At 38.8% G+C, this 10,559-nt stretch carries 7 protein-coding genes; 4 read left to right on the forward strand and 3 right to left on the reverse strand.

Features of this window, described 5'->3' with window-relative positions; genetic code table 11:
- Window positions 1–72 precede the first annotated feature (72 nt).
- On the reverse strand, window positions 73–1,584 hold the full coding sequence (hutH, locus tag PKC21_06085; protein HMR24904.1) for a histidine ammonia-lyase: 1,512 nt from the start codon (window positions 1,582–1,584) through the stop codon (window positions 73–75).
- 55 nt (window positions 1,585–1,639) lie between these two features.
- Between hutH and hutU the strand changes: the two genes are divergently transcribed.
- From hutU to PKC21_06105, 4 genes are all read left to right on the forward strand, one after another.
- Complete coding sequence (hutU, locus tag PKC21_06090; protein ID HMR24905.1) at window positions 1,640–3,325, forward strand: urocanate hydratase; 1,686 nt, start codon at window positions 1,640–1,642, stop codon at window positions 3,323–3,325.
- A gap of 5 nt (window positions 3,326–3,330) precedes the next feature.
- Window positions 3,331–4,518 (forward strand): imidazolonepropionase, encoded by a 1,188-nt coding sequence (gene hutI / locus PKC21_06095; protein HMR24906.1) that lies wholly within the window; start codon window positions 3,331–3,333, stop codon window positions 4,516–4,518.
- A 2-nt stretch (window positions 4,519–4,520) separates the two neighbouring features.
- Window positions 4,521–5,471 carry a formimidoylglutamase gene (locus PKC21_06100; GenBank protein HMR24907.1) on the forward strand — a complete coding sequence of 317 codons (951 nt, stop codon included), beginning with the start codon at window positions 4,521–4,523 and terminating at the stop codon, window positions 5,469–5,471.
- Window positions 5,472–5,550: 79 nt separating this feature from the next.
- Window positions 5,551–7,344 carry a long-chain fatty acid--CoA ligase gene (locus tag PKC21_06105; protein ID HMR24908.1) on the forward strand — a complete coding sequence of 598 codons (1,794 nt, stop codon included), beginning with the start codon at window positions 5,551–5,553 and terminating at the stop codon, window positions 7,342–7,344.
- Window positions 7,345–7,740: 396 nt separating this feature from the next.
- Here the strand turns inward: PKC21_06105 and recG are convergent, their stop codons facing one another.
- Window positions 7,741–10,209 carry an ATP-dependent DNA helicase RecG gene (recG, locus tag PKC21_06110; GenBank protein HMR24909.1) on the reverse strand — a complete coding sequence of 823 codons (2,469 nt, stop codon included), beginning with the start codon at window positions 10,207–10,209 and terminating at the stop codon, window positions 7,741–7,743.
- A gap of 84 nt (window positions 10,210–10,293) precedes the next feature.
- Complete coding sequence (locus PKC21_06115) at window positions 10,294–10,557, reverse strand: hypothetical protein (protein ID HMR24910.1); 264 nt, start codon at window positions 10,555–10,557, stop codon at window positions 10,294–10,296.
- Between the last annotated feature and the right edge of the window lie 2 nt (window positions 10,558–10,559).

Genomic DNA, 10,559 nt, shown 5'->3' on the forward strand with positions numbered 1-10,559 from the left:
AAAATTTTTAAGTGGCTTGGTTTAACATATACGCACAAAGCTTGCAAGCAAGCTTTACCGTTATTTTATTAATCAAACATATAAGTTTTTTTGGCGGATAATGCTTTCTATGGCATTGATATCCTTACTTAAAAATCGATCTTCATTGACTTGTGGGCATTGCTCTCTAATCACTTTTACAGCGGTTTCAATCCGATTTGAGCTTTTTAAGGGTCTTAGCAACTCAATGGCCTCAGCAGCACATAAAGCTTCAATGGCTAAACAATGGTAGACATTGTCAATGACCTGCATGAGTTTCCTTCCTGCATTGGGCCCCATGGACACATGATCTTCCTTATCATTGCTGGTTGAGACTGAATCCACTGAGGCTGGATGGCAAAAAATCCTATTTTCTGCCACCAAGGATGCCATGGTGTATTGGGCAATCATTAAACCATTGTGCAAACCTGAACCCTTGGCTAAAAAGGCTGGCAACTGGGAAAAAGTTGGGTTGAGTAACTTTACCACTCTTCGTTCAGCAATATTGCACACTTCTGCTAAGCCCATGGCCAAGTAATCCATGATAAAAGCCAAAGCTTGTCCATGAAAATGTCCTCCAGAAATACTCTCACCCTTATCTGCAAAAACAATAGGGTTATCGGTGACTGCTTGCAACTCAGTATTCAACACTTCCTTGGCATGGCGTAAGGTTTGTTTGCAGGCTCCATACACTTGCGCTGCACAACGCAAAGAATAAGGGTCTTGCACGCGTGTACAATTTTCGTGATTTTTTAAAATATCTGAACCTTTAAGATATTGTCTGACTCTTTGCGCTGTTTCTACTTGCCCAGGATGAGCTTTAAGCGCATGCAAGTCTTCATCAAAAGCTCTGATTGAACCTTGCAAAGCATCTAAACTCATGGCTAAAATAAAATCAGCGATATCCATCAGGTATTGAGCATGGTCAACGGCGATCACTGCCTGCGCCGCCATTAAATGCGTACCATTGATTAAACCTATACCATCTTTGGGGCCTAAAACAACGGGTTTCAAATCAAGTTGTTGCACAGCTTGACTGGCTTGCATGGTCTTGCCTTGATAAACAACCTGACCTTCACCCATCAAACAGTAGGCAATGTGAGCCAAAGGTGCTAAATCCCCAGAAGCCCCTACTGAGCCTTTTTCTGGAACCACGGGCACAATGTCATGGTTTAAAAAATCAATGAGCCTTTGAATAATGTCTTCTTGCACACCAGAATGACCTTTGAGAAGACTTTGCGTTTGAATCAAGATCATGGCCCGGACAATTTCTCTGTTTAAGGGCTTGCCCACACCCGTACAGTGCGAACGAATCAAATTGACTTGCAGCTCCGCCGTATCCTTGGCTGCAATATTGACTGATGAAAGTGCTCCAAAACCGGTATTGATCCCGTACACAGGTTCGCCTTTTTTGACACACTCTAAAACAAAATCGCGCGCTTTTTTAACTCTAGCCTTAGCCTCTTGCGAAAAACTAAACTGAGTAACTTGCCCTTCTTCTTTGGCATAAATCGCTACAGTGTTTAAATTAAGATTGTATCCATCCAACTCAAATTGATTGTGCATGGCTTTGTCCTAACATATTTGTGATTCTTTAGGAATCATGTATATCTTTATGCATATGAATACCGATTGGATTAAAGACTTAGATTTGTCTCATATCACTGTGCCCACTGGACAGACTCTACATACCAAAGGCTGGCAGCAAGAAGCCGTGTTGCGCATGTTGCTCAATAACTTAGACCATAGAGTGGCTGAAGATCCACAGCAGCTGATTGTTTATGGCGGAACCGGTAAAGCTGCTCGTAACCGAGAATGTTTAGAAGCTATCTTATATGAATTGTGCCAACTTGAAGACAAGCAAACCCTATTGGTCCAATCTGGTAAACCTGTGGGTGTGATTCAAACCCATCCAGATGCACCCAGAGTGATGATTGCCAACTCTAATCTGGTGCCAAAATGGGCCACCTGGGAACATTTTCATGAGCTGGATCAAAAAGGCTTGATGATGTACGGACAAATGACCGCTGGTTCATGGATTTACATTGGCAGCCAAGGCATTATTCAAGGCACCTATGAAACCTTTGCCGCAGCTGCTCAAAAACATTATCAACAAGATAATTTAGCTGGTAAACTTGTTGTCACCGCTGGTCTTGGCGGTATGGGCGGTGCCCAGCCCTTGGCCGCAAAAATAGCCAAAGCTTGTTCCTTAAGTGCAGACATTGATAAAGCGCGCATTCAAAGACGCTTGGATGATAAATATTTAGATGTCTTGGCCGACTCTATTGATGAAGCCATTGATTTGGCCTTAGAGCATACCCAACAACAACGCAATACCTCTATTGGCGTGCATTGTAATGCGGTTGATCTTCTGCAAGCTTTATTGGACAGAAATATTACGCCTGACTTACTCACTGATCAAACCTCCGCGCATGACCCTTTAAATGGTTATGTTCCACAAGGTTTAAGTATGCAAGCCGCATTGGACTTAAGACACAATGATCCAAAAAGTTATACGCAAAAAAGCTTGGATACCATGGTCAAACATGTAACGCTTATGAATCAATTGATGGAGCGTGGTGCGCATACCTTTGATTATGGTAATAACCTGCGTGGTTTTGCAAAAGAAAATGGTATGCAAGATGCCTTTCGTTTTGAGGGCTTTGTACCCAAGTACATCAGGCCATTATTTTGTGAAGGCTCTGGACCATTCAGGTTTGTGGCTTTAAGTGGCGATCCACAAGACATTGAACACTGCGATCAAGCTTTATTGGAATTATTCCCAGAAGAAGAAAAACTTAAAAATTGGCTTTTGGCCGCCAAAGAGCATATTCCTTTTCAAGGTTTGCCCAGTCGTATTTGTTGGCTAAAATACGGTCAACGCCAACAAGCTGCTTTAAAATTTAATGAGCTGGTCGCCAATGGAACCCTTAAAGCACCTATTGTGATTGGCAGAGATCATTTAGACTGTGGCTCTGTTGCCAGTCCTAATAGAGAAACCGAAGGCATGAAAGACGGATCTGATGCGGTATCAGACTGGCCTTTACTCAACTTAATGTCTTCTACCGCCAGCGGTGCAACTTGGGTGAGCTTCCACCATGGGGGTGGTGTGGGTATGGGCTACTCACAACATGCTGGTTTGGTGGTTTTGGTCGATGGCAGCGAAGCATGCAAACAACGTTTAAGTCGGGTTCTCAATAACGACCCGCAAATGGGTGTTTTACGTCACTGTGATGCTGGCTATGAGGAAGCACTTGATTTTGCTCAACAACACAATATTCATATTCCCATGGTCAAGCACAAGTAAAGTCTATGAAAACATTAATTGCTCATTTGAATCAATTACAACACTTTGATGCTCAAGCTCAGATACTGCAGATGCAAGACTGTCATATATTAATTGATCAAGATGGAAGGCTTGAACAAATCTCTGAGACCCCTATTCACTATAATGAAGATGTCCACTTAATTGACGGTAAATCTTTGTTAGGTTTACCCGCCTTTATTGATTGTCACTCACACAGTATTTTTGCCGGTAATCGAGCACATGAGTTTGAAATGAAATGTCAGGGCAAGTCTTATATGGATATTGCCAAAGCTGGTGGAGGAATTTTATCTACAAAGGTTGCTACTGAACAAGCCAGTGACACTGATCTTTTGTCTTTACTAGAACAACGCATTAAAAAGTTTAAAGCACAAGGCGTCTATGGCCTAGAAATTAAAACGGGCTATGGTTTAAGTCATGCCCAAGAGGTTAGACAGCTGCGTTTATTAAAACAGTTACAGAAAACCGCACCCATTAAATTGTGGATCACTTATTTGGGCGCACATGCTATTCCTAAAGATACAACTAAAGAAAACTATATGTATAGCATCTGCAATGAGACGCTTCCCTTAATAGCCCAAGAAAATCTAGCGGACTTTATTGATATCTTTGTCGATGAAGGTTTCTTTTCTTCTGAGGACCTAAAAGTTTTGATTGATGTTTGTCAAAAACTTAAGCTTAAAGTAAAAGCCCATATTGATGAGATCAAAAATCTTGGGGCTGCCGATATTGCAGCTAAACATAAAATTGTTAGTGTCGATCATTGCCGACATACCAAACCAAAACAATTAAACGCTTTGTATGAAGCTGATGTACAAGTGGTTTATTTACCGGCTACCAGTTTTTACATCAACGAGGGTTTTGTCCACATGCAAGACATTCGTCCTACCGGCGTCAAACCAGCCATCAGTTTAGACTACAATCCGGGTTCTCAGCCCAGCATGTCCTGGCCATTTTTACTGCATTTAGGCATGAAAAAAATGGGCATGACTGAAGAAGAGCTGCTGTATGCAACAACAATTGCACCTTTAAAAGCTTTGCATGAAGACCTTTCTCATTGGTCATTCACAGAAGGTCAAAACTGTAAACTCAACCTTTTTAACGCCAAAAGCCTATCTGAATTAGCCTACAGATACGGTGAAAACTTATTAAATCAATCACTTATATCTTTTTAGCAATGACCCATCAATTTACAAACCATTTTCATTCTCCAAAAGACTACGCTGCAAAAGCAAGAGCTAGCATTGGCTCACACTGTTTAACAAAAGACTTTAATCAAGCTCAGTGGTTTATGATGGGCGTTCCAGATGACCGAGGGGTAAAAAATAACTACGGTCGTGAAGGAGCAAAAGAAGGTCCCAGGGCATTTAGAGAGGCTTTTTATAATCTGTCATTGGGTTCAAGTGCACCTGCTCTAGGCAGCATCTATGATTTAGGTGATATAAAACTCACCCAAGATATTGCCAGCAGCCATGAGCAGCTCAAAAATATTATTAGTCAAATCAAATCAATCTACACGCAAAGTAAAATTTTAATCATTGGTGGCGGACACGATATTGCTTACGCTGAAATTGCTGGCTGTTTAAGTTCTTCAAAAGCCGCTCACAATCATCATATTATCAATTTAGACGCTCACAGTGATGTAAGACCTTATGAAGCCAATCAAGTCATTTCTAGCGGGACTCCCTTTTACAGACTGATTACTGAATGTGGTATCTTAGGCAAACACTATCATCCTTTTGGTTTGCAAAAAGCATCCAACAACGCCCAACTCGTTGAATGGATGATACGTCAAAATATTGCTGCTACTTGGCTAGACGATATGCCTACTGATGCTCAACAACAAGAAATTTTTTCTCAACTGATAGCAGCTATGAACAGCATACCATGGCACTTAAATGTAGACCTAGATGCTTTTGCTGTTAGTCATGCGCCAGGCGTGAGTGCCCAAGCTAGCTTTGGCCTGAGCCCTAATCTATTACTCAATTTAACCCCCTATAAAGAGAGTCTAAACTCCCTGCAAAGCCTAGGCATTTATGAACTTGCTCCCATCTACGACATAGAGCACAGAACAGCACGGCTGGCTGCAAAAATAGCTTACAATGTCATGGCTGCTTGCAAACTCTAATTACAAAAGGTAGCCGCTACCTATTGTAACTCTATCTATTTATTGATATTTTATAGACTCTCCGTCATAATAAAGCTTCGTGAACAAAACCTTTGATCAACAACAAACTGTCCCTTCAATTTTTTTTAGGCATGTTCACAAACATGCACGTAAACCTGTATTTGCTGATTATATCAACGATTCTTGGCAATGGTTATCTTGGCAAGAGGCGGCCCAAATCATTGCTTCTTATGCCTTGCATTTGCAGAGCTTAGGCATAGAAAAAGGCGATACTGTGGCCATCATGGGAGAAAACAGCTCGGCCTGGATTATGGCTGATCTTGCCATTCAAAGTTTAGGTGCCGTAACTGTACCTTTGTATCCCAGTGGATCCAGGCAACAAACTGAATATATTTTAAATCATGCAAATGTAAAAATTGCTCTCTTAGGTGAATCAGTGCTCAGCCATCCTGCATTTAAAACGCTTGGTCACTACCAATCCTTAAAGCATGTTTTATCTATCTCACCCAAAACTACTCTTAGCAGCCCTATTCCTCAACTTGATAAAACCAATCTTAATAACAACAATATTAATATTTTAATCAGCCATATCAATAGTATAGATCCTGAAAGTTTATCCAGCATTATCTATACCTCAGGAACCACTGGTCAGCCTAAAGGCGTGATGCTCAGCCATAAAAATATTTTTTTTAATGCTTGGCACTGTTCACGGGTGGTTGATGATATTGGTCCCAACGATTGTCATTTAGCGTTTCTTCCTTTATGCCATGCATTTGAGCGTACTGCAGCAAGCTATACCTGTATGATGACTGCCTGTAAAATCGCTTTTGCGGACGATATCAATAAAGTTTCCATTTATTTGGGTCAGGTCAACCCTAGTCTCATGTTTACAGTGCCCAGAGTTTTAGAAAAAGTCCACACTGCCATTTTAAATAAACTTCATCCCATGCCATTAAGAATAGGAAAACTGATTTTACAGTATATTGAACTCAACAGTGACCCCGTCAACATGAGCAATATGAAGTTTTCACAGAAACTACTGTTGGCATTATTGAAAAAAACTTTTTTTAAACGCATTGCCCATAAATTTGGCAAGCGTTTGCGCTATATCGTTTCTGGTGGTGCTGCACTTAATCCTGATCTATCAAAATTTTTTAAAGGTATTGGCTTAGTTATTCTCCAAGGATATGGACAAACAGAAGCTTCACCGGTTATCAGCACAAATAGACCCGATAACCCAAAAACAGATACTGTTGGCCCACCTTTACCTGATGTGATTTATAAAATTGACCCAGAAAGTCATGAACTTATGGTTAAAGGTCCAAGCATCATGATGGGTTATTATAAAAACGACGAAGCCACGCAGAACGCTTTTTCTGAAGATGGCTACTTAAAAACTGGCGATATCGCACAAATTGATGCGGATGGGCATATTGTTATTACCGATCGCATCAAAGATATTATTGTTAGCTCCGGGGGTAAAAATATTGCCCCAAGCCCCATAGAAAATGCTCTAAAAAGCAACCCATATATTGAAAATGCTTGCGTCATTGGTGAAGGTAGAAAGTACTTATCTGTCCTTATTGCTCCGGATCATCATGGTCTAGAACAATGGATAAAACGTAGGCAATTGAAACACCTTCTTGAACTCAATTCTAATGAGCGCCTACAACAACCCGAGATTTTAAAGCACTATCAGGCAATCATTGATACTATAAACGACTCTCTGGCCTCATATGAAACACTTAAATATTTTACTTTACTTGAAGAAGCTTTTTGTCAGGAAAACAATACCCTTACCCCAACATTAAAACTCAAACGAAAAGAGATCAGACAACACTATAAACAGCAAATTGATGCAATGTATCGTTAACATAAACCATACTGATACAAGAGTATAAATTATTAAAATAAATATAGATTTTTTAAATTATTTTCTTGCAATTTTTTTTCAAAAAACCTATTCTCTTAGATGAGTCGTTTGGAGGTTGAGTTGCGACAAATTGTCGTTGAGTGTTGGGTTCCGCCATCTCATTTCCCCCTACAAAATGGTGCCTAGCATTTTGCAACCCTTTCCTTCTTACGACTCTTTTAATTTCAACTACTTAAAAAATCGAAACATCTAAGAATTAAAGGCAAGCTATCACATTTGCGTCATTATGCAAGCTCCTTTTATAAAAGGTTAAGCTGGCTGCTCAAAAAATTATATATTTTTATCAAAATAGTATTGAAACCCATCTAACAAAGCATACATAATACCTAGATTATTTTAGCTGACTTGCATTAACTCAATGCGTCTATCCCACTGTTCTTGCAAGATAATTTTAAGTTGCTTATGCTCCTCCTGCTCTAAATCAGGATCATCTTGTAAGAGTTTCACACAATAACTGCGCACTTTTTCCAATAAAATCAAATCTCTGGGAAATAATGCCGATTTAAAATTGGGAAAACCCGATTGTTCTCGGCCAAAAAAATCTCCTGGACCTCTGACTTTCAAATCTTCTTCAGCCAAAATAAAACCATCTGTAGTAGAAGCAAATATCTTTAGCCGCTTTTTAGCAAGCTCTGAGATTCCTTGTGGATGAATCAAAAAACACTTGGCCGCATACTCTCCTCTTCCAACCCTCCCTCGCAACTGATGTAATTGCGATAAACCAAATCGTTCTGGATGTTCAATCACCATAATACTGGCGTTAGGAATATTAATTCCGACCTCTATTACCGTAGTGGATACCAGAATATCCAAATCTCTTTTTTCAAAAGCTTGCATCACAGTATTTTTTTCATCCCCTTTCATTCTGCCATGAATAAGACCAACTTTATGCTGGGGGAAAACCTGCTTTTGTAAATGCTCAGCCATACTGCTAGCATCTTTGAGATCTATTTTTTCAGATTCTTCAACCAATGGATAAATGATAAATGCTTGTCGTCCTTGTTGAAGCGCATGATCTATGTGTTGATAAACTTCATGTCTATGTGCTTCATCACATACCTGGCTCACAATGGTTTTTCTTCCAGCTGGCAGTTGCTTGATTTGACTGATATCCAAGTCACCATACAAAGTTAAAGCTAGGGTTCTAGGAATGGGGGTTGCAGACATAACCAAAACATCGGGGTTATCCCCTTTGTTTTTTAATTTTGATCGTTGGTACACGCCAAAACGATGTTGTTCATCAACAATCACCAAACCTAATTTTTTAAAGATCACATCATCTTCTAAAACTGCATGCGTCGCCACCACAATATCTATCTCACCCAACTTTAATTGTTTCAGCAGAGCATTCTTTTCTGATTTTTTTTGCTTACCTAACAAAAGAGCTGATTTTACATTGAATCCATATATAAGCTTGGTAATACTTTGATAATGCTGCTGACATAAAACTTCTGTTGGCGCTAAAAATACCACCTGACTTCCATTATCAACTGCATGCAAAGCCGCTAAAATAGCAACTATAGTTTTACCACTGCCTACATCTCCTTGTAAAAGCCTATTCATTGGATATTGACTTTTCATGTCTGTAAGGATTTGTGTTAAAACTGTCTTTTGATCTTGCGTTAACTCAAAAGGTAAATCATGCAATAGTTTTTCTTTTGTTTTTGAAGATAAACCATGAACAATGCCTAAATGTTTTTTTTGCATGTTTTTGCGTAAGAACAAAGCTAAAGTATAAAAAAACAATTCTTCAACGATAAATATTTTTTGTAAGTTATAAATCTCCAGGTCATTTAAAATCAACTGTGGATAATGTAGTTTTTCAATGCTTTTTTTAGGATGATTTAAATTCAATTCTTGGCACAATGTTTTTGGCAAAACACAGGCAATTTTTTTTATGTGCTGGGTTAAGGTTGACAAAATAATTTTCCTCAAGGTTTTTGGATAAACCCCTTGCACATCTTTATATATAGGAACAATTTGGCCAAAACTGCTGCTATCTAAGTTTGCTCCCTGTGCTTCTATGTCAGGATGGTGCATCTCAAAATTTTGCCCGTACTGCTTCACTTGTCCATAAATCAATAGGTTTTGTCCAACTTTGGTTTGACTGGCAAATTGTTTTTCATAAAAGTGAAACCACTTTAGTTTTAACTCACCATGATCATCTTGAACAATCACTTCATAAACTCGTTTACGAGCACCCTTATAATAAGCTACCCCAGAAAAAATGACTTGAGCTGCAATAAAGCAAACTTGTCCATCCTGTAAATTTTTAATCTCCGTAAGATGACGTCTATCTTCATATTTTCTTGGAAAAAATTTTATGAGTTCTTCTACCGTTTCGATACCCACTTTCTTAAGCTTTTTAGCTAAAACTGGCCCTACACCTTTAATATACTGAATGGATTGATTGAGCTTTTTAAAATCTTTTTGCCATTGTTCTATCTTAATCGGTAAGTGCTCTTCTTCTTTAAAGTATTGCTCTTGCTGTTGAGGTTTTTGCAAAGAATGCCTTGCACTGTTTTCAGATAGTGCTGCAGGATTATTGGTTTTTTTTTGCGTGCAAATAGACTCAATCAATAAAACCGTTCGCTTTTGCTCAGGCAAACTTTTATCATTATAGCCCTCAAGTGTTGAGCTTATCTCTTTAAAAATATTTTCAGGAAGTGTTTTTTTGTGCTTTTCTAAAACTTTATCAACATGTGAAGAAAAATTACTGACCGCTACAGCACTTTTAAATGAGGTCTTCTTTAAAAACTCAATAGCATTAAAGATTGCTTGTAAATCTGTATGCAGCAAAGACATAACATCAATTATTAACGCAAATTTTAAGATAAAGACACTTATTTTCCGGAACGTAAAATATGATCCAAGGGTTAATTTAAATTATTATGGTGAAACTAAAATATCTGTTGTCATGGGGGAAAAGGCTCTTAAACCACCATCATCAATGGCTATCACAATTCTTAGTCTTTTTTTTGAGGAGTCATCCCAAAACCCCTCAATTTGTATTTGATAATTCACACCATCTGACCCTTGGATCGTTTTTGTTTCTGATAAATTTAAAAAACGGTGCTTTAATTCTTCAAATGCTATAGCAGATAAAAGCTTTTCCTGTTCATTTAAAATTGTTTGTGCATGCTGTTTATTCACTG

It is taken from the genome of Oligoflexia bacterium (genome assembly GCA_035326705.1).
In the GTDB taxonomy this organism is placed as follows: domain Bacteria; phylum Bdellovibrionota_G; class JALEGL01; order JALEGL01; family JALEGL01; genus JALEGL01.